A 17,544-nucleotide genomic window follows, 5' to 3' on the forward strand; every position below is an offset into this window, starting at 1 on the left:
GCCGGCAACAAGCGGCGGCACGCATGGCTCGGGCGTGGCCACAGCGAGGCTCGGGCAGGCCGCGCCTCAGGCCGTGCCGCGGCGGGGCCGGTCGGCCTCCGCCGGCGGCGGCGCGGTCAGGCGGCCCAGCTCCAGCGCCTGGGCCTGGTCCAGCGCCAGGAAGTGCACCCGCAGCACCCCGCCGCCGCAATGCACGGTCTGCGCCGGCAGGCTGCCGAGCCGGCTGCCCGCGATGGTCAGGCGGCTGCCCCGGCGCAGATGCAGATCCGCCACCGCCAGGGCGGCGCCGCCCATGGAGATGTTGGTGATGCGGGCCGGCCTGCCGGGGCCGATGGCGTCGCCCTCCAGCGTGACCGCCATGTCCACCGCGACGCGCCGGTTCTTCCGGCCCTGGTCGGTGCGTTCCCGCAGGCGGTTGCGCCAGGCCAGCAGCAGCACCGCCGCCAGGATCGCCAGGCCCTTGGCGATCCACAGGCCGATCGGCATCGCCCCATCCGATCCGGCCTCCCCCTTCTCGGGGGGCGGCGGTTTCGCGCCCGGCTCGCCCTTGCCGGAGGGGCCGGCGGCGGCGTCGCCGGCCGGGCGGCCGGCGGTGGCCAGGCTGCGCTCCGCCTGGCGGCCGGCCTCCCGCGCGGGCGGCGGCGGGGCGGGCGGCGGCGCCGGCGGCGGCGGGCGGTGGCCGGCCAGAAGCTGGCCCAGCCGACGCAGCGCCTCGCCGCGGCGCGCCACCGCCTCGCTCCATTCCACCAGGCTGGGCGGCGTGCCGCCGCGCGCCGCGGCATCGATGCGACCCTGCAGCGCGGCGACAACCTGCTGCGCGCTGCGCAGCCCTTGCAGGCCGGCGGAGAGGCCCTCCGGCACGCCGCCCGGCGCGGCGGCGGCCTCGGCCTGCGCGGCGCCCAGCAGCGCGGCCAGCGCCGCATCCGCCTCGGCGCGGCGCTGCGACAGGGCGGCGCGGCTGCCCTGCGTCAGCGCGGCGATGCCGGGCAGGATGCCCAGCGTGGCATCGCTTTCCAGCCGCAGCGCCGCTTCCGCCTCCACCAGCAGCAGCCGCGTGGCGTCGGAGGCGGTCCAGCGCCCCGGCGGCGGCGCCGCTTCCGGGGACATGGCAAGGCCCGGGGGGCGCATTTGCGCCTGCGCCGGCGCCTGCCCGAGCCCGACCAGCACCAGCGCCAGCAGCAGCGCGGCGCGGCCTGGGCGCGGGGCTGCGACCCGGCGAGGGACGGGGGAGGGAGCGGGCATGTCTCGCGGCGGGGCCAGGGGTTGCCGCCCCGCCTTCCGCGGGGCCGCCCCAGCCTGGCAGCACGAGTCTTGATTCCGGGTGAAAGCGCCGAGGCCGCCGCCGCCCAGCTCGGCCCTCAGCCCCTGAGCCTCTCAGCCCCTGGGCAAAGGGGGTCGCGCGGTCTAGGTAAGCCGCATGGACGCCAAGCCCCGCACCGCCGACATCGCCCGCGCCACCAGCGAGACGGAGATCCGCCTGAGCCTGGGGCTGGACGGGCAGGGCGACAGCCGCATCGCCACCGGCATCGGCTTCCTCGACCACATGCTGACGGCGCTGGCCCGGCACGGCATGCTGACGCTCGAGGTCGAGGCCAAGGGCGACCTGCATATCGACTTCCACCACACCACCGAGGATGTCGGCATCGTGCTGGGCCAGGCGCTGAAGCGGGCGCTGGGCGACAAGCGCGGCATCCGCCGCTACGGCCATGCCGTGGTGCCGATGGACGAGGCGCTGGCCGAGGCCGCCATCGACATCTCCGGCCGCCCCTTCCTCGCCTGGAGCGTGACCTTCCCGCGCGACAAGGTGGGCGAGATGGACACCGAGCTGTTCGAGGAATTCTTCCGGGCCTTCGCGATGAATGCCGGCATCACCCTGCACATCATCCAGCGCGCCGGCACCAACGCCCACCACATCGCCGAGGGCGTGTTCAAGGCCGTGGCGCGCGCCCTGCGCCAGGCGGTGGAGCCCGATCCGCGCGCGGCGGGCGCCATCCCCTCGACCAAGGGCGTGCTGGAGGCGTGATGCGCGCCTGGACGGTGCACCCGCCTCCGTCGGACCAGACCGCCCGGCCGGCGCCGCGCGGCTCCGTGCCCATGGCCGGCCAGGTGGCGGCGCCGCCCGCCGCCGCGAAGGCCAGGGCCCGCCCGCAGGGCGGGCTGCTCCTGGTGCCGGAGGGTTTCGCCTGGGGCGCGCTGCTGTTCGGCCCGCTCTGGCTACTGGCACACCGGCTGTGGATCCCGCTGCTGCTCTGGCTGGCGCTGGCCGTCCTGGTCGCCCTGCTGCTGCCCGAGCCGCTGCGCCCCTGGCTGGCGCTGGCGGCGCATTGGCTGCTCGGGCTGCAGGGGCAGGATCTGCGGCGCTGGGCGCTGGCCCGGCGCGGCCGCCCGGCCCAGGGCGTGGTGCTGGGCGCCGATCCCGAGGCGGCGCTGTCGCGCGCCCTCGCCGCCCGCCCCGACTGGGCGGCGGCCGAGGCGGCCGGCCTGCGCCGCGCCGCCCCCCTACCCCAAGGAGTCCCGGCATGAAGGTCGCGGTCGTCGATCCCGGTTCGGGCAACCTCGCCTCGGTGCTGCGGGCGCTGCGACGCGCGGCGTCGGAAGCCGGCATCGAGGCCGAGTTCACGGTGGAGACCGCGGCCGAGGCGGTGGCACGCGCCGACCGCATCGTCATGCCCGGCCAGGGCGCCTTCGCCGCCTGCCGCCGCGGCCTCGACGCCATGCCCGGCATGGTCGAGGCGGTGTGCGAGGCGGTGGACCGCCGCGCCGTGCCCTTCCTCGGCATCTGTGTCGGCATGCAGCTGATGGCCGAGCATGGGCTGGAGCATGGGGTGCATCCGGGCCTGGGCTGGATCGCCGGCGACATCGCGCCGATGGACCCGCGTGACGCCGCCGGGCAGCCGCTGCCGCTGCCGCAGATGGGCTGGAACGCGCTGGAATTCCGCCCCGGCGCGCACAAGCTGCTGGAGGGCATCGCCCCCGGCGACCACGCCTATTTCGTGCATTCCTATGCGCTGGCAGGCGGCCGGCCGGAGGAGATCCTGGCCAGCGCCGAGTATGGCGGGCAGGTCCCCGCCATCATCGGCCGCGACAACCGTGTCGGCACCCAGTTCCACGTCGAGAAGAGCCAGTTCACCGGCCTGCGCATGCTGGCCAATTTCCTGGCCTGGCAGCCCTGACATGCCCACCACCGAACACACTTTGCTGGTCGAGCGCGCCGACAGCCTGGACGATGCCGAGCTGGCCGATCTGTGCGAGGCGACGGATGCCGCCATCATCGAGGGCGGCGGCTTCGGCTGGGTCGAGCCGCAGGGGCGCGAGGCGCTGACGCGGCATTTCCGCGGCGTGCTGCTGGTGCCGGCCTGCGAGCTGTTCGTGGCCCGGCTGGACGGCGTGCCGGTGGGCTCCGCCCAGCTGATCCGCCCGCCGCGCAACAACGAGGCGCAGGCCTTCTCCGCCCAGCTGACCCACGCCTATATCGCGCCCTATGCGCGCGGCCACGGCCTGGCGCGGCTGCTGGTGCACCGGGTGGAGGAGCGCGCCGCGGCGCTCGGCCACCGCGTGCTGAACCTGGATGTGCGGGAGACCCAGACCACCGCCATCGCGCTGTTCGAGAGCCTGGGCTACACGCGCTGGGGCACCCACCCGGCCTATGCGCGGGTGAAGGGCAAGACCGTCTCCGGCCATTACTACCACAAGCTGCTGGAGCCGCCGCATGGGCGGACGCTGGACATGCGGGCGGGAGTTTAAGAAGAAAGTGTTCTTTTTTGAAAAAAAGAACCAAAAAACTTCTGTCAGTTTGGCGTCCCGCCTGGCCGGGAGACGGCGGCAGCCCGGAAAAAGTCTTTTTGCTTCTTTTTCTTCAGAAAAAGAAGATCTCTTCCCGACTGGCCTTCGCGCCGCCTTCTGACCGAGACCTGCATCATGGGCTTCACCCTCTACCCCGCCATCGACCTCAAGGGCGGCAAGGTCGTCCGGCTCAAGCGCGGCGACATGGACCAGGCCACGACCTATGCCGAGGATCCCGGCGCCCAGGCGGCGGCCTTTGACGCCGATGGCTTCGAATGGCTGCATGTGGTGGATCTCGACGGCGCCTTCGCCGGCCGGCCCGCCAATGCCGAAGCCGTGGCCGCCATCCTGGCCGGCACCTCGCGCCCGGTGCAGCTCGGCGGCGGCATCCGCGACATGGCGACGGTGGAGGCCTGGCTGCAGCGTGGCGTGAAGCGCGTGATCCTCGGCTCGGCGGCGGTGAAGAACCCGGATTTCGCCCGCTCCGCCTGCCGCGCCTTCCCCGGCCATGTGGCGGTGGGCATCGACGCCAAGGACGGCATGGTGGCGACCGAGGGCTGGGCCGAGGTCAGCACCGTCTCCGCCCTCGACCTGGCGCTGTCTTTCGAGGATGCCGGCGCGGCCGCCATCATCCACACCGATATCGACCGCGACGGCATGCTGGGCGGGGTGAATGTGGAGGCGACCTCGGCGCTGGCGCGGCGCCTCTCCACCCCGGTCATCGCCTCGGGCGGCGTCGCGGGGGTGGAGGACATCCTGGCGCTGAAGGCGGCCGGCAGCGTGGCCGGCACCATCATCGGCCGCGCGCTCTATGATGGCCGCCTGACCGCCGGCGAGGCGCTGCGCGCCGCCGCCGGCTGAGCCGATCCGGCGGGCGGTTCAGCCGCCCGCCACGCCTTGCGCGTTGACATAGACGGCATAGACCGAGCGCGACGAGGCCATGAACAGCCGGTTGCGATGCCGGCCGCCGAAGCAGAGATTGGCGCAGCGCTCCGGCAGGTCGATATGGCCGAGCGGCTTGCCCGCGGCGCTGAACACCCGCACCCCGTCGCGCTCCGCATCGCCCATGCCCCAGCCGCACCAGAGATTGCCCTCGGTGTCGACACGGAAGCCGTCCGGCGTGTCGCCGGGCTCGCCCTGCACCACGGTGCGCTGGTTGCTGATGCGGCCATCATCGGCCACGTCGAAGCCCACGATGCGGCGCGGCTCGGCGCGGCTTTCGACGATGTAGAGGATGCTCTCGTCCGGGCTGAAGGCCAGGCCGTTCGGGCCGGCCAGCGCATCGGTCACCATGGTGACGGCGCCGCTCTGCCCATCGATGCGGTAGACGGCGTGCGGCAGCTCGGGGTCGGCCTTCTCGCCCTCGACATAGCCGGAAATGCCGAAGGTCGGGTCGGTGAACCAGATCGAGCCGTCGGACTTCACCACGATGTCGTTCGGCGAGTTCAGCCGCTTGCCGTCATAGCGGTCGGCCAGCACGGTGATGCTGCCGTCATATTCGGTGCGGGTGATGCGGCGGGTCAGGTGCTCGCAGGTGACGAGCCGCCCCTGGCGGTCGCGGGTGTTGCCATTGGCGTTGTTGGAGGATTTGCGGAAGACGGCGACCTGCTCCGTCGCCTCGTCCCAGCGCAGGATGCGGTCATTCGGGATGTCGGACCAGTAGAGCGCGCGCTGGTCGCCGAACCAGACCGGCCCCTCCGCCCAGGCGCAGCCGCCCGCCAGCTTCTGCACCGCGCTGTTCATCACCCGGAAGCGCAGGAAGGAGGGGTCGAAGGCGCGGAAGCGCGGCTCCGGATAGCGCTGGCTGGGTTCCCAGGGCGTCTCGTTGGCGATGTCGCTCATGGCGTACTCCCTTGCTTGTATGATGACCAGACTACCCAGGCTTGCAGGCCCGGGCCATCCCCCTCTTGGCCGGGCGGACCGGGCCTCAGGCCGCGCGCCCCGCTGCCGCGATGTCCTGCACCAGCCGCTGCAGCCGCTCCTCCCGCGAATCCCAGGCGAACATGAAGCGCGCCCCGCCACCGATGAAGGTGTAGAAGCGCCAGCCCTTGTCCTTCAGGGCGTCCAGCACCGCCGGCGGCGCCTTCAGGAACACGGCGTTGGACTGCACGGGGAACATGATCTCCACCCCCGGCAGGCCCTCGACCGCACTGGAAAAAACCTGCGCGCAGCGATTGCCATGCGCCGCGTTGCGCAGCCAGGCGCCGCTCTCCAGCAGCCCGACCCAGGGCGCCGCCAGGAAGCGCATCTTCGAGGCCAGCTGCCCCGCCTGCTTGCAGCGATAATCGAAATCCTCGGCCAGGCCACGGTCGAAGAAGATCACCGCCTCCCCCACCGCCATGCCGTTCTTGGTGCCGCCGAAGCACAGCACATCCACCCCCGCCTGCCAGGTGATCTCGGCCGGGCTGCAGCCCAGGCTGGCGCAGGCATTGGCGAAGCGCGCGCCATCCATGTGCAGCTTCAGCCCCAGCGCCCGGCACTCGGCGGCGATGGCGCGGATCTCCTCCGGCGCATAGACCTCCCCCGTCTCGGTCGGCTGGGTGATGGTGACGGCGCGCGGCTTCGGATAGTGGATGTCGCCCCGCGCCAGCGCCAGGCGGCGGATCGCCTCCGGCGTCAGCTTGCCGCCGCTGCCCGGCGCCACCAGCAGCTTCGAGCCGTTGGAGAAGAATTCCGGCGCGCCGCATTCATCCGTCTCGACATGCGCGGCCTCGGCGCAGATCACGCTGTGATAGCTCTGGCACAAGGCCGCCAGCGCCAGCGAATTCGCCGCCGTGCCGTTGAAGACGAAGAACACCTCGCATTCCCGCCCGAACAGCGTGCGGAACGCGTCCGCGGCGCGCTGCGTCCACGCATCCTCGCCATAGGAGGCGGCATGGCCCGCATTGGCCTGCTGCAAGGCGAGCATCGCCTCGGGGCAGATCCCGGCATAATTGTCGCTGGCGAATTGCTGGTCCATCGGCGCCCCTTTCCTCAACACAGACCATCGAGGTGGGCGCCGTTGGGTTGCCGGTGCGGCCACATCCCCCGTCGCCGGGGTGCCACCTTGCCACGGTCGGGGCAGGTTGGCGTCGGGACGCGGGATGCGCCGGCCGACTCTCGATGCGGGGGCGGTTTTAAAACCAAAATCGAAGCATCACCAGGGGGCTCCGCCCCCCTCTGGCGCAGTGCGCCAGAGCCCGCCGGGGGGACAGGGTCCCCCCGGACCCCGCCTTCAGTTTCGGTAACGCGACCAGAGGCCGGCTACCGCATCGTAAGGCAGCGCCAACCCCTCGCGCAGGCGCCAGCGCCAGCGTTCGACCAGGCTGTGCGCGGCCTCGGGCGGCGGCGCGGCGCGCGCCGGCAGGCCATGCAGCCGCAGCAGCATCACGCAGCGCGGCAAATGGTAGCCGCTGCTGGCGGCATGGACCGGCCCGGCATGGTCGCGCAGCAATGCGGCACAGGCCCGGGCGGAGGAGAGCGTGTCGGTGCCGCTGCGCTCCTGCCGGATATCCTCGGCCGGGACGCCCAGATCCTGCAGCAGCCGCGCCATCACCTCGGCCTCGGGAGGGCCATGCCGCCCCTGCCCGCCCGTCGGCACATAGAGCGGCGGCGGCTGCAGCGTGGCACCGAAGGCGGCGGCGGCCATCACCCGGCGGCGCAGCGTCAGGCTCGGCCCGCCATCGGCGCGCACGGCGGCACCGAAGATGACGATGGCGGCCCGGCCCTTCATCCCGGCGGCGCGGCCAGCAGCAGCCGGTTCAGCGGCTCCAACGCCTCGCGCAGCGCCGTGAAGTCGCGCTGGAACGCCTCCCGCGCAATGCCGTTCGCCGCCAGCGCCTCGCCGATCTCGCCGATGCTGCGCACCCCGTCGATGCGCGACAGGATGGCGCTCGCCAGCCGCGGCAGCGGCACGCCCATGCCGATCCCGTCGAAGGTGACGCGCAGCACCCCGTCCCGCGGCAGCCCCTTGGCCAAGGCCGCGCCATCCAGCTCCCGCAGCACCGGGATCGCGGCCGGGTCGTCCCAGGCCGGCGCCGGCGCTTCCTCCCGCGTCACATAGGCGATGTGGATGCCCATATTGCCGCACATCGCCTCGGCCAAAGCGGCGCGGGCGATCGGGTCCAGCCCCGCGGTGCGGGCGCGCAGCTTCGGGTCCGGCAGGTAGCGGTCCGGGTCGTAGCGGAAGGGCTCGACGAAGCAGCGCAGCCTGAGCCCCGCCCCGTCGATCAGCGCCGCGAGCTGCGGCACACTGAAGGAAACATCGCGCGGGTTGAGCAGCAAATCGTACAGCCCGGCATCCCCGCCCTCCAGATGGTCGGTGATCCAGGGATTGCGGCGCAGCCAGGCGGTCTCCGGCAGGTGCTTCCACAGCCGCTTCGCGGCCTCGACCCGGGCGGCCGGCGCCTCGCTGTCGGGGGCCAGCAGGCGCAGCGCGTCCTGCAGCATGTAGACGCCGGTGCGGCCATGCGGCGCATAGACCATCAGCCCGATGCCACCCCCCGGCGCCAGCGACCCCGCCAGCGCCGCCAGCCCCGCCGCCGGGTCCGGCAGGTGGTGCAGCACGCCGCAGCAATCGATGTAGTCGAATTCGCCGAGGCCGAGGGAAGGCAGGTCGAGCAGCGAGCCATTGACGAAGCGGATATTGGACAGGCCCCGCTGCTTCGCCCGCGCCTCCGCCACCGAGCGTGCGGCGGTGGAGCGGTCGAGCCACACCACCTCCCCCGGGCGCCCGGCCCAGGCCAGTTGCTGCGCCAGCATCATGGTGCCGTCGCCGCTGCCGCCCCCGGCCATCAGCGCCCGGAAGGGCCGGCTGGCCGGGCGGCGGGCGCCGAAGATCCAGTGATCCACCTCCCGCAAATGGCTCGGGCTGCCGATGATCAGGCGCTTCGCCTCATCGCGCGGGTCGCGCTCGGGATAGGGATAGGCCTCGTACTGCGCGGCGAGGCGGGCATCGGTGGCGTCCATGGCCACCGGATAGGCGAAGCCGCGCCGCCGCGCCAGCGGGTGAGGGGACCGGCTCACGCCAGCGTGGCGCGGCGGGGCTTTGCCGCGCCCGGGACCGGCCCCATCTTCGGCCCATGCCGCCGATCAGCACTCTCTCCCGCATCGTGCTCATCCTGCTGGTGGTCAGCGCCGTGGTGCGCACCATCCTGTTTGTCATGGAACGGTGACGCCCGCGCCCATTGGCCGGCGCCGCGGCCAGGGCTAGGCAGCCTCCATGGCCGAGATCCCCCGCCTCACCACCGACCGCCTCATCCTGCGCGCGCCGCTGGAAGAGGATTTCCCCGCCTATGCCGCGCTGATGGCCTCGCCCCGCGCCGCCTTCATGGGCGGGCCGCATGACGGGCGCGCCGCCTGGGGCATGTTCTGCCACGACATCGCCTGCTGGGCGCTGTTCGGCCATGGCGCGCTGATGATCGAGCGCCAGGCCGATGGCGTCTGCCTGGGCCAGGTCGGCATCAACCACGGCCCGCTCTTCCCCGAGAAGGAGCTGGGCTGGATGCTGTATGACGGCCATGAGGGCCAGGGCTACGCCACCGAGGCCGCCGCCGCGCTGCGCCGCTGGGCTTGGCAGGCGCGCGGGCTGCGCCGCCTGGTCAGCTATCTCGACCCGCGCAACCACGCCTCGATGCGGGTGGCCGAGCGCCTGGGCGCCTGGCGGGATGACGCGGCGCCGCGCCAGGATCCGGGCGACCTGGTCTATCGCCACCCCGATCCCGGCTGAGCCTCACAGCAGCACATAGCGCTGCGGCTGCAGCGGCGCGGGCAGGCCTTCCTCGCCCAGCGCCTCGCGCAGATCGATCTCCACCAGCCGCGCCATCGCATCCAGCGGCAGGTCGTTGGCGGCGCGGCCGAAGGGCTCCTCCAGCTCATCCGCCAGCTCGTCCAGGCCGAAGAAGGTATAGGCCAGGATCGCCACCACCGCCGGCGTCGCCAGCCCCAGCGTGCCGACGAAGCCGAAGGGCAGCAGCAGGCAGAACAGCCAGGCGGTGCGGTTCAGCAGCAGCCAATAGGCGAAGGGGGTCGGCGTGTTCTGGATGCGCTCGCAGCCCGTCTGCGCCTCGGTCAGCGCCGTCAGATGCCCGTCCAGCCTTGCATAGAGCACATCGCCGATCACCCCCGCCCGCCGCGCCGCCGCCAGCTCGGTGGCGCAGGCCCGCAACACCGCCTGCAGCGGGTTGCGCAGGCCGCCCAGCGCCGCCGCCTCCTCAGGCGGCAGGAAGGGGCGCAGCGCCGCCACCGCATCCTCCCCGCGCAGCTGCGCCGCCAGGCCGCGGGTGAAGCCGATCAGCCGGTGCAGCAGCCGCCGGCGCAGCGCCGCATCCTCGGGGAACAGCGCCACCGCCTCCCGCGCCAGGTCGCGCGTCGCGATCACCAGCCGGCCCCACAGCCCGCGCGCCTCCCACCAGCGCGCGTAGCAGGTGTTGGTGCGGAAGCCGAGGAAGATGGACAGCGCCAGCCCCATGAAGGTGAAGGGCCCGGCCGTCACCTGCGGGAACCAGTGCGGCCAGCGCAGATCGGCCAGCGTCAGCAGGGTCGCCAGCAGCGTCACCACCGCCAGCCGCCCGGCGATCCGGGGAATGATGGAACCACGCAGGACGAAGAGCAGGCCGAACGGGCCGGGGCGGGGACGCAGGATCATGACCCGGGCACTTTCGCCGCGCCGCGCGCGGTGGGAAACAGGCGAAAACCCATGGCTGCCTCCCGGGCGGGGCGGCCGCCCCACTGGATGCGCCGCTCATGCAGGTCCTGGTCCTCGAGAACTCCCCCCTCGCCCCCATCGGGCATTTCGGCGCCTGGCTGCGCGCCACGCGCGGCGCCAGCCTGCGCATCGAGCCCGGCCCGGCCCTGACGCCGGACCAGGCCGAGGGCCCCCTGCCCGAGGCCGACCTGCTGGTCTCGCTCGGCTCGCCCAAGGCGGCCTATGACGCGGATGACTGGATCGCCGCGCAGAAGCGCCTGCTCGCCCGCTGGATCGCGGCCGACCGGCCGGTGATCGGCATCTGCTTCGGCGCCCAGATGATCGCCAGCGCCATTGGCGGCAGCGTCTCCGCCCTGGGCGTCTTCCACGAAGGCTGGATGGAGACGGAGCACGCCCCCTCCGCCCTCTGGCGCGGCCCCTGGGTGCGCTGGCACGGCGACCATGTCGCGGTGCCGGAGGGGACGGAAGTGCTGGCGCGCTCGGAAGACACCATCCAGGCCTTCCGCCACCGCCGCGCGCTCGGCGTGCAATTCCACCCCGAGGCCGATGCCGGCTGCGTCGGCGCCTGGCTCGGCTTCACCCCCGCCGAACGCCTGGCCGCCAAGGGCCTGGCGCCCGAGGCCCTGCTGGACCAGACCCGCACCCGCGATGGATCCTACGCCGCGCAGCGTGAGGCGCTGTTCGGGGAGATGCTGGATCTGGTGGGGGTTTGAGGAAGCAGAAGCCAAGGCGAAGCTCGGGGGAAGAATGAATTCTTCCCCCGAACCCCCATCATCTTTTTCTGTCAGGCTGCCGCCGTCTCCTTCCAAAGTGGGCCGCACCAACCGCACAACCCGCGCCCCGGCTGAGTGCAGCGTCCCGCTTCCCCACCCGACGGCGGCAGCCCGAAAGAAAAGCTGCCGCCGTCTCCTTCCGAAGTGGGCCGCGCCAACCGCACAACCCGCGCCCCGGCTGAGTGCAGCGTCCCGCCTCTCCACCCGACGGCGGCAGCCCGAAAGAAAAGCTGCCGCCGTCTCCTTCCGAAGTGGGCCGCGCCAACCGCACAACCCGCGCCCCGGCTGAGTGGAGCGTCCCGCTTCCCCACCCGACGGCGGCAGCCCGAAAGAAAATTGACAGGGAGGGGTGCGGGGGGCATCTGCGGGCGGAATCTGGCGGAGAGTGGTGAGATGCGTCCTTCCGGCCGCGCGGCTGATGCGCTGCGCAGTGTGTCCCTGCAACCGGGCGTGGCCCGCCATGCCGAGGGGTCCTGCCTCATCCGCATGGGCGTGACGGAGGTGCTGTGCACCGCCAGCGTCGAGGGCCGGGTGCCGCCCTTCCTGCGCGGCAAGGGCGAGGGCTGGGTGACGGCGGAGTATGGCATGCTGCCGCGCGCCACCCACACCCGCGGCGACCGCGAGGCGGCGCGCGGCAAGCAGTCCGGCCGCACCCAGGAGATCCAGCGCCTGATCGGGCGCAGCCTGCGCGCCGTGGTCGACCGCAAGGCGATGGGCGAGGTGTCGATCGTGCTGGATTGCGATGTCATCACCGCCGATGGCGGCACGCGCTGCGCCGCCATCACCGGCGCCTGGGTCGCGCTGCACCAGGCGCTGGAGCATTGCGTGACCAAGAACCTGATCTCCGCCAACCCGCTGCGCGACCAGGTGGCCGCGATCTCCTGCGGGCTGTGGGAGGGCGAGCCGATCCTGGACCTGGAATATGTCGAGGACAGCGCGGCCCAGGCGGACGCCAATTTCGTGCTGACCGGCAAGGGCGGCATTGTCGAGGTGCAGGGCACGGCCGAGGGCGAGCCCTTCTCCGACGCGCAGCTGCTGGGGCTGATGGCGCTGGCCCGCAAGGGCACGGCGGAGCTGTTCGCCGCGCAGCGCCGCGCCATCGGGGCCGCCTGATGCCGCGCCGGCTCGAGGAGCGCCGCATCGTCCTGGCCAGCCACAATGCCGGCAAGGTGCGGGAGAATGCCGCCCTGCTGGCCGAGTATGGCATCGAGGTGGTGAGCGCCAAGGAGCTCGGCCTGCCCGAGCCGGCGGAGACCGAGACCACCTTCCTGGGCAACGCCACGATCAAGGCGCTGGCCGCGGCGCGCGCCGCCAACATGGTGGCGATGGCCGATGACAGCGGCTTCTCGATCGCCGCGCTGAACGGCGATCCGGGGGTCTACACCGCCGACTGGGCGGAGCAGCCGGGCGGTGGGCGCGACTACGCCAAGGCCATGGCGAAGGCCGAGGCGCTGGCGCGGCCGCAGGCCGACCGCACCGCCTGGTTCACCTGCGCCCTGGTCCTGGCCTGGCCGGACGGGCATACGGAGGGCTTCGAGGGCCGCACGATGGGCGAATGGGTCTGGCCGCCGCGCGGCGCGGCCGGCTTCGGCTACGACCCGATGTTCCAGCCCAAGGGCCATGCCGAGACCTTCGCGGAGATGGACCCGGCGGTGAAGCACCGCATCAGCCACCGGGCGGAGGCGTTCCGCCTGCTGGCCGAAGGGTGTTTGAAAAAGTAAAAATCTTCTTTTTCTGAAGAAAAAGAAGCAAAAAGACTTTGTCAGTTGGCGTCCCGCTTCTGGCCATAGGCGGGACGCCAAACTGACAAAAGTTTTTTGGTTCTTTTTTACAAAAAAGAACTCTCTGGCAGATCCTGCTGCCCACCCTGCCTGCAGCAGCGGAATCCGCCGCGCAGCCCGGGCGAAGCCCCTCGCCATCCTCTGCCAACCGGCCTAGCCTTCCAGCCCATCCGCCCCGGCAGTGCAGGTTGGCCATGAACCAGATCCATGTCTCGCGCCCGAACGACCTCGATGCGTTCTGGATGCCCTATTCCGACAACCGCTACTTCAAGTCGCATCCGCGCCTGCTGGCGCGGGCCGAGGGCATGTCCTACTTCACCGCCGACGGGCAGGAGGTGATCGACGGCACCGCCGGCCTGTGGTGCTGCAATGCCGGCCATGGCCGCCGCGAGATCACCGAGGCGATCCAGAAGCAGGCGGCGATCATGGATTTCGCGCCGACCTTCCAGCTCGGCCACCCGATCGCCTTCGAGGCCGCCTCCCGCGTCGCCGAGATGACGCCGGCCGGGCTGGACCGCATCTTCTTCACCAATTCCGGCAGCGAGAGCGCCGACACCGCGCTGAAGATCGCGCTGGCCTACCAGAAGGCGCGCGGCCAGAGCCAGCGCGTGCGGCTGGTCGGGCGTGAGCGCGGCTATCACGGCGTGGGCTTCGGCGGCATGTCGGTGGGCGGCATCGGCGGCAACCGCAAGCAGTTCGGCGCCATGCTGCCCTATGTCGACCACCTGCCGCACACCCACCTGCCGGAGCAGAACGCCTTCGCGAAGGGCCTGCCGCAGCATGGCGCGCATCTGGCCGAAGCGCTGGAGAATCTGGTCGCCCTGCATGGCGACACCATCGCCGCCGTGATGGTCGAGCCGATGGCCGGCTCCACCGGCGTGCTGGTGCCGCCTGTCGGCTACCTGCAGCGGCTGCGCGAGCTGTGCGACAAGCACGGCATCCTGCTGATCTTCGACGAGGTCATCACCGGCTTCGGCCGCCTCGGCACCAATTTCGGCGCCGAGCGGCTGGGCGTGACGCCCGACATCATGACCATGGCCAAGGGGCTGACCAACGCCGCCGTGCCGATGGGCGCGGTGGCCGTGAACAACGCCCTCTACGACACGGTGGTGAATGGCGCGCCGGACGGGATCGAGCTGTTCCACGGCTACACCTATTCCGGCCACCCGCTGGCCGCCGCCGCCGCCATCGCCACCCTGGCGCTGCACAAATCGGAGGACCTGCCCGGCCGCGCCGCCGCCATGGAGCCCTATTTCGAGGAGGCGGCGCATTCGCTGCGCGGCCTGCCGAATGTCATCGACATCCGCTCCATCGGCCTGGTCACCGGCATCGAGCTATCCTCGCGCCCCGGCAAGCCGACGGCGCGCGCGGTCGAGGTGTTCCGCCAGTGCTTCGACGAGGGCGTGCTGATCCGCACCACCGGCGACATCATCGCCCTCTCCCCGCCGCTGATCGCCGAGAAGAGCCATATCGACCGGATCTTCGGCACGCTGTCGGACGCGATCCGGAAGGCGGCCTGAGCGACCGGGCCCGGGGGGCGCCCCCCGGGCCCTTCCCGCCTCAGCGGGAGAGGAGCAGGCGCAGCCCGAGGGCGGCCATCACCGCGCCGGCCGCGCGGTCCAGCCAGCCTTTGCTGCGCAGATAGGCGGCGCGCGGCGTGGCGGCGGAAAACGCCACGGCCACCAGCGCGTACCACCCGGCCTCCACCAGAAAGACCAGCGGCGGCAGCACGATGGGCAGCCAGCCCGGCATGCCCTGCGGCAGCAGGGCCGCGAAGATGCTGCCATAGAACAGCGCCGTCTTCGGGTTGCTGAGCTGGGTGCCCAGCGCCAGCAGGAAGGCACGGCCGAGCCCGCCCCGCGCCGCGGCGCTGGCCCCCATCCCGGCCTGGGCATGCGCCTCCATCGCCAGCGGCGCGTCGGCGCCGCGCCAGATGCGCCAGCCCAGCCACATCAGATACAGCCCGCCGGCCACGCGGATCAGCAGGGCCAGCGCCTCCACCTGCAGCAGCAGCGCGACGAGGCCGAGCAGCGCCAGGGTGGCAAACAGCGCGCCCCCCAGCCCCATGCCGAGCGCCGCCGCCAGCCCGCGGGCGCGGGATTGGGTGACGGCGATGCGGCTCACCAGGACGAAGCTTGGCCCGGGGCTGATCGCCCCGAGCAGGAGGGTGCCCAGCATGGCCAGCAGGGCGAGGGTCGCGGACATGGCAGTCTCTCCGGGGTCGGGCCGCATCGCCACGGGCGATGGGCGGAAGGCGGGGCGCCGCGCCGTCCGGCCATGCTTCTCCGGGTCGCCAGCCGCGCGGTGGCGCAGGCTAGGCCAGCGGCGCGCCCTGCGCTCAGCACAGGCTTGCGATGCTCCGGGCGGCGACCCCCGTGACCTTGCCGGGGAAGCGTATCATATAACACCCTGAAGGCCGCCCCCCGGCAGGAGAGACTTGCATGAGCGACAACGCCACCGTCCCCGTCACCGTGCTGACCGGCTATCTCGGCGCCGGCAAGACCACGCTGCTGAACCGCATCCTCACCGAGAACCACGGCAAGAAATTCGCCGTTGTGATCAACGAGTTCGGGGAGCTCGGCGTGGACAACGACCTCGTCATCGATGCCGATGAGGAGGTGTTCGAGATGAACAATGGCTGCATCTGCTGCACCGTGCGCGGCGATCTGGTGCGCATCCTGGGCGGGCTGATGAAGCGCCGCGGCAAATTCGACGGCATCATCGTCGAGACCACCGGCCTGGCCAACCCCGCCCCCGTCGCCCAGACCTTCTTCATGGATGAGGACGTCAAGCGCGCCACGCGCCTCGACGCCATCGTCACCGTGGTCGATGCCAAGAACCTGCTGGCCCGGCTCGAGGACAGCTCCGAGGCCGAGGAGCAGATCGCCTTCGCCGACCTGATCGTGCTGAACAAGATGGACCTGGTGAGCGAGGAGGAGGCCGCCGAGGTCGAGCGCCGCATCCGCGCCATCAACCCCTATGCCGAGCTGCAGCGCGCCACCAAGTCGGACGTGCCGGTGGAGAGCGTGATCGGCCGCGAGGCCTTCAGCCTGGAGCGCATCCTGGAGCGCGAGCCGGACTTCCTGACCTCCGACGAGCATGAGCACAATGAGGACGTGATGAGCATGTCCTTCGAGGTGTCCAAGCCGATCGACCCGGAGAAGTTCAACGCCTGGATCGGCCAGCTGCTGCAGAGCAAGGGGCAGGACCTGCTGCGCACCAAGGGCATCCTGGCCTATCAGGGGGAGGAGAACCGCTTCGCCTTCCAGGCCGTGCACATGATCGCCGATGGCGATTTCATCGGCCCCTGGAAGGAGGGCGAGCCGCGCAAGTCGAAGCTCGTCTTCATCGGCCGCAACCTGAACCGCCCGCAGCTGCGCCGCGGCTTCGAGGGCTGCGTGGCCGAATGAGCGAGACGATGGGCGGCGTGTCCGACGCCGATTTCCTGCTGCAGACCCGCGGCGCCTCGCAGGAGCTGGGCGCCTGGGTGGTGTCGGTGGCCTTCGCCGCCGACGCGCCCGGCCCGGCCTTCGCCCTCGGCGACGGCACGCTGCGCCTCTCCCGCCCCGAGGCGGGCGCCGAATGGGCCAGCGTCGCCGCGCATGACGGCGCCTGCCTGGACATGGTGGCCGATGTGGCGGGCGGGTTCCTGACCGGTGGCGACGATGGCAAGCTGAACCACGTCACCGCCGGCGGCGAGATCCGCGAGATCGCCGATTTCGGCATGATGAAATGGGTGGAGCATCTGGCCACCCATCCGTCCGGGTTGCGCGCCGCCTCGGTGGGCAAGGTGGTGCACATCCTGGACAAGGCGGGGGCGAAGCTGAAGGCGCTGACCCACCCCTCCAGCGTCGGCGGCGTCGCCTTCGACGCCAAGGGCAAGCGCATCGCCGCCGGGCACTACAACGGCGCCAGCCTGTGGTTCGTCAACAGCAAGGACGACAAGCCGCGCGTGCTGCCCTGGAAGGGCAGCCACCAGCTGGTGGCCTTCAGCCCGGACGGCACGCATGTGGTGACCTCGATGCAGGAGAACGCCCTGCATGGCTGGCGGCTGACCGACCAGCAGGACATGCGCATGTCCGGCTACCCCACCAAGATCAAGAGCTTCTCCTTCAGTGGCGGCAAGGGGCGGTGGCTGGCGACGGCGGGCGCCGATTGCGTGGTGCTGTGGCCCTTCTTCGCCGGCGGGCCGATGGGCAAGCCGCCGCTGGAACTGGCCGGGGGCGATGGCGTGCTCTGCACCCAGGTCGCCTGCCATCCGCAGCATGAGGTGGTGGCAGCCGGCTTCCAGGACGGCCTGGTGCTGATGGCCGAGATCGGCAGCGGCAAGATCGTGCCGATCGCGGCGCCGGGCCGCGGCGCCGTCTCGGCGCTGGCCTGGAACGCCTCGGGCACGCAGCTGGCCTTCGGGACGGAGACCGGCTTCGCGGGCGTCGTCGATCTTTCCAAGAGATAAGAATCTTCTTTTTCTGAAGAAAAAGAAGCAAAAAGACTTCCTCAGTTGGTGTCCCGCCTCAGGCCA

20 protein-coding genes are annotated in these 17,544 nt (G+C 71.8%); 13 read left to right on the top strand and 7 right to left on the bottom strand.

All coding sequences use genetic code 11. The features are described from left to right. Window positions 1-66: 66 nt before the first annotated feature. Entirely contained in the window at window positions 67-1,242 is a 1,176-nt protein-coding gene (locus tag QE401_RS17390; protein WP_307139396.1) for a PilZ domain-containing protein, read from the bottom strand. A 175-nt stretch (window positions 1,243-1,417) separates the two neighbouring features. Here QE401_RS17390 and hisB point away from each other — a divergent pair, with 175 nt between their 5' ends. The 6 genes from hisB to hisA are packed head-to-tail and all read left to right on the top strand — an operon-like array spanning window position 1,418 to window position 4,644. Further along, the gene (hisB, locus tag QE401_RS17395; RefSeq protein WP_307139397.1) at window positions 1,418-2,023 is read left to right on the top strand and encodes an imidazoleglycerol-phosphate dehydratase HisB; all 606 of its coding nucleotides are present in this window, start codon (window positions 1,418-1,420) and stop codon (window positions 2,021-2,023) included. Beyond that, a complete protein-coding gene (locus QE401_RS17400; RefSeq protein WP_307139398.1) occupies window positions 2,023-2,523 on the top strand; it encodes a DUF2628 domain-containing protein in 501 nt (166 codons plus the stop codon). Before hisB ends, QE401_RS17400 begins: the two co-directional genes overlap by 1 nt. After that, window positions 2,520-3,173 (top strand): imidazole glycerol phosphate synthase subunit HisH, encoded by a 654-nt coding sequence (gene hisH, locus QE401_RS17405; RefSeq protein ID WP_307139399.1) that lies wholly within the window; start codon window positions 2,520-2,522, stop codon window positions 3,171-3,173. Before QE401_RS17400 ends, hisH begins: the two co-directional genes overlap by 4 nt. A gap of 1 nt (window position 3,174) precedes the next feature. Then, window positions 3,175-3,744 carry a GNAT family N-acetyltransferase gene (locus QE401_RS17410; protein ID WP_307139400.1) on the top strand — a complete coding sequence of 190 codons (570 nt, stop codon included), beginning with the start codon at window positions 3,175-3,177 and terminating at the stop codon, window positions 3,742-3,744. After that, entirely contained in the window at window positions 3,710-3,904 is a 195-nt protein-coding gene (locus QE401_RS17415; protein ID WP_307139401.1) for a hypothetical protein, read from the top strand. Before QE401_RS17410 ends, QE401_RS17415 begins: the two co-directional genes overlap by 35 nt. A 14-nt stretch (window positions 3,905-3,918) precedes the next feature. Further along, entirely contained in the window at window positions 3,919-4,644 is a 726-nt protein-coding gene (gene hisA / locus QE401_RS17420; protein WP_307139402.1) for a 1-(5-phosphoribosyl)-5-[(5-phosphoribosylamino)methylideneamino]imidazole-4-carboxamide isomerase, read from the top strand. 18 nt (window positions 4,645-4,662) lie between these two features. Here hisA and QE401_RS17425 read toward each other — a convergent pair whose 3' ends face one another. The 4 genes from QE401_RS17425 to QE401_RS17440 form a co-directional block, all read right to left on the bottom strand. Further along, window positions 4,663-5,625: an SMP-30/gluconolactonase/LRE family protein gene (locus QE401_RS17425; protein ID WP_307139403.1), complete on the bottom strand. Its 963-nt coding sequence runs from the start codon at window positions 5,623-5,625 to the stop codon at window positions 4,663-4,665. Window positions 5,626-5,710: 85 nt separating this feature from the next. Next, window positions 5,711-6,742 (bottom strand): threonine aldolase family protein, encoded by a 1,032-nt coding sequence (locus tag QE401_RS17430; RefSeq protein WP_307139404.1) that lies wholly within the window; start codon window positions 6,740-6,742, stop codon window positions 5,711-5,713. A gap of 255 nt (window positions 6,743-6,997) precedes the next feature. Beyond that, window positions 6,998-7,495: a YdcF family protein gene (locus QE401_RS17435; RefSeq protein WP_307139405.1), complete on the bottom strand. Its 498-nt coding sequence runs from the start codon at window positions 7,493-7,495 to the stop codon at window positions 6,998-7,000. Beyond that, window positions 7,492-8,730, bottom strand: coding sequence for a class I SAM-dependent methyltransferase (locus QE401_RS17440; RefSeq protein WP_307140269.1), 1,239 nt, complete (start codon window positions 8,728-8,730; stop codon window positions 7,492-7,494). The genes QE401_RS17435 and QE401_RS17440 overlap by 4 nt, the downstream gene beginning before the upstream one ends. Window positions 8,731-8,983: 253 nt before the next feature. Here QE401_RS17440 and QE401_RS17445 point away from each other — a divergent pair, with 253 nt between their 5' ends. Then, complete coding sequence (locus QE401_RS17445; RefSeq protein ID WP_307139406.1) at window positions 8,984-9,490, top strand: GNAT family N-acetyltransferase; 507 nt, start codon at window positions 8,984-8,986, stop codon at window positions 9,488-9,490. A 3-nt stretch (window positions 9,491-9,493) separates the two neighbouring features. Here the strand turns inward: QE401_RS17445 and QE401_RS17450 are convergent, their stop codons facing one another. Beyond that, window positions 9,494-10,408 carry a bestrophin family protein gene (locus tag QE401_RS17450; RefSeq protein WP_307139407.1) on the bottom strand — a complete coding sequence of 305 codons (915 nt, stop codon included), beginning with the start codon at window positions 10,406-10,408 and terminating at the stop codon, window positions 9,494-9,496. A 98-nt stretch (window positions 10,409-10,506) separates the two neighbouring features. Between QE401_RS17450 and QE401_RS17455 the strand changes: the two genes are divergently transcribed. The 4 genes from QE401_RS17455 to aptA all read left to right on the top strand — a co-directional run bounded on the left by QE401_RS17455 (window position 10,507) and on the right by aptA (window position 14,542). After that, the gene (locus tag QE401_RS17455) at window positions 10,507-11,181 is read left to right on the top strand and encodes a type 1 glutamine amidotransferase (RefSeq protein WP_307139408.1); all 675 of its coding nucleotides are present in this window, start codon (window positions 10,507-10,509) and stop codon (window positions 11,179-11,181) included. A 453-nt stretch (window positions 11,182-11,634) separates the two neighbouring features. After that, window positions 11,635-12,354 (top strand): ribonuclease PH, encoded by a 720-nt coding sequence (gene rph / locus QE401_RS17460; RefSeq protein WP_007004840.1) that lies wholly within the window; start codon window positions 11,635-11,637, stop codon window positions 12,352-12,354. Next, complete coding sequence (locus QE401_RS17465; RefSeq protein ID WP_307139409.1) at window positions 12,354-12,962, top strand: non-canonical purine NTP pyrophosphatase; 609 nt, start codon at window positions 12,354-12,356, stop codon at window positions 12,960-12,962. The genes rph and QE401_RS17465 overlap by 1 nt, the downstream gene beginning before the upstream one ends. A 254-nt stretch (window positions 12,963-13,216) precedes the next feature. Further along, window positions 13,217-14,542: an omega-aminotransferase AptA gene (gene aptA, locus QE401_RS17470; protein WP_307139410.1), complete on the top strand. Its 1,326-nt coding sequence runs from the start codon at window positions 13,217-13,219 to the stop codon at window positions 14,540-14,542. A 40-nt stretch (window positions 14,543-14,582) separates the two neighbouring features. On the opposite strand, the gene QE401_RS17475 is transcribed toward aptA, so the two are convergent. Beyond that, window positions 14,583-15,227: a LysE family translocator gene (locus tag QE401_RS17475; RefSeq protein WP_307139411.1), complete on the bottom strand. Its 645-nt coding sequence runs from the start codon at window positions 15,225-15,227 to the stop codon at window positions 14,583-14,585. Window positions 15,228-15,463: 236 nt separating this feature from the next. On the opposite strand from QE401_RS17475, the gene QE401_RS17480 reads away from it, so the two are divergent. Together QE401_RS17480 and QE401_RS17485 are read left to right on the top strand one after the other, a co-directional pair. After that, window positions 15,464-16,432 (top strand): CobW family GTP-binding protein, encoded by a 969-nt coding sequence (locus QE401_RS17480; RefSeq protein WP_307139412.1) that lies wholly within the window; start codon window positions 15,464-15,466, stop codon window positions 16,430-16,432. Beyond that, entirely contained in the window at window positions 16,429-17,478 is a 1,050-nt protein-coding gene (locus tag QE401_RS17485) for a WD40 repeat domain-containing protein (RefSeq protein WP_307139413.1), read from the top strand. The genes QE401_RS17480 and QE401_RS17485 overlap by 4 nt, the downstream gene beginning before the upstream one ends. The last annotated feature ends 66 nt before the right edge of the window (window positions 17,479-17,544 follow it).

This window comes from Pseudoroseomonas cervicalis, assembly GCF_030818485.1.
Classification (GTDB): Bacteria; Pseudomonadota; Alphaproteobacteria; order Acetobacterales; family Acetobacteraceae; genus Pseudoroseomonas; species Pseudoroseomonas cervicalis_A.

Bases quoted from the DNA above. Each gene is read 5' to 3' on its own strand.
- QE401_RS17475 (WP_307139411.1), bottom strand. From the start codon at position 15,227: ATGTCCGCGACCCTCGCCCTGCTGGCCATGCTGGGCACCCTCCTGCTC.
- hisB (WP_307139397.1), top strand. From the start codon at position 1,418: ATGGACGCCAAGCCCCGCACCGCCGACATCGCCCGCGCCACCAGCGAG.
- QE401_RS17435 (WP_307139405.1), bottom strand. From the start codon at position 7,495: ATGAAGGGCCGGGCCGCCATCGTCATCTTCGGTGCCGCCGTGCGCGCC.
- rph (WP_007004840.1), top strand. From the start codon at position 11,635: ATGCGTCCTTCCGGCCGCGCGGCTGATGCGCTGCGCAGTGTGTCCCTG.
- hisH (WP_307139399.1), top strand. From the start codon at position 2,520: ATGAAGGTCGCGGTCGTCGATCCCGGTTCGGGCAACCTCGCCTCGGTG.
- QE401_RS17440 (WP_307140269.1), bottom strand. From the start codon at position 8,730: ATGGACGCCACCGATGCCCGCCTCGCCGCGCAGTACGAGGCCTATCCC.
- hisA (WP_307139402.1), top strand. From the start codon at position 3,919: ATGGGCTTCACCCTCTACCCCGCCATCGACCTCAAGGGCGGCAAGGTC.
- QE401_RS17415 (WP_307139401.1), top strand. From the start codon at position 3,710: ATGGGCGGACGCTGGACATGCGGGCGGGAGTTTAAGAAGAAAGTGTTC.
- QE401_RS17455 (WP_307139408.1), top strand. From the start codon at position 10,507: ATGCAGGTCCTGGTCCTCGAGAACTCCCCCCTCGCCCCCATCGGGCAT.
- QE401_RS17425 (WP_307139403.1), bottom strand. From the start codon at position 5,625: ATGAGCGACATCGCCAACGAGACGCCCTGGGAACCCAGCCAGCGCTAT.
- aptA (WP_307139410.1), top strand. From the start codon at position 13,217: ATGAACCAGATCCATGTCTCGCGCCCGAACGACCTCGATGCGTTCTGG.
- QE401_RS17390 (WP_307139396.1), bottom strand. From the start codon at position 1,242: ATGCCCGCTCCCTCCCCCGTCCCTCGCCGGGTCGCAGCCCCGCGCCCA.
- QE401_RS17450 (WP_307139407.1), bottom strand. From the start codon at position 10,408: ATGATCCTGCGTCCCCGCCCCGGCCCGTTCGGCCTGCTCTTCGTCCTG.
- QE401_RS17465 (WP_307139409.1), top strand. From the start codon at position 12,354: ATGCCGCGCCGGCTCGAGGAGCGCCGCATCGTCCTGGCCAGCCACAAT.
- QE401_RS17485 (WP_307139413.1), top strand. From the start codon at position 16,429: ATGAGCGAGACGATGGGCGGCGTGTCCGACGCCGATTTCCTGCTGCAG.
- QE401_RS17410 (WP_307139400.1), top strand. From the start codon at position 3,175: ATGCCCACCACCGAACACACTTTGCTGGTCGAGCGCGCCGACAGCCTG.
- QE401_RS17445 (WP_307139406.1), top strand. From the start codon at position 8,984: ATGGCCGAGATCCCCCGCCTCACCACCGACCGCCTCATCCTGCGCGCG.
- QE401_RS17430 (WP_307139404.1), bottom strand. From the start codon at position 6,742: ATGGACCAGCAATTCGCCAGCGACAATTATGCCGGGATCTGCCCCGAG.
- QE401_RS17400 (WP_307139398.1), top strand. From the start codon at position 2,023: ATGCGCGCCTGGACGGTGCACCCGCCTCCGTCGGACCAGACCGCCCGG.
- QE401_RS17480 (WP_307139412.1), top strand. From the start codon at position 15,464: ATGAGCGACAACGCCACCGTCCCCGTCACCGTGCTGACCGGCTATCTC.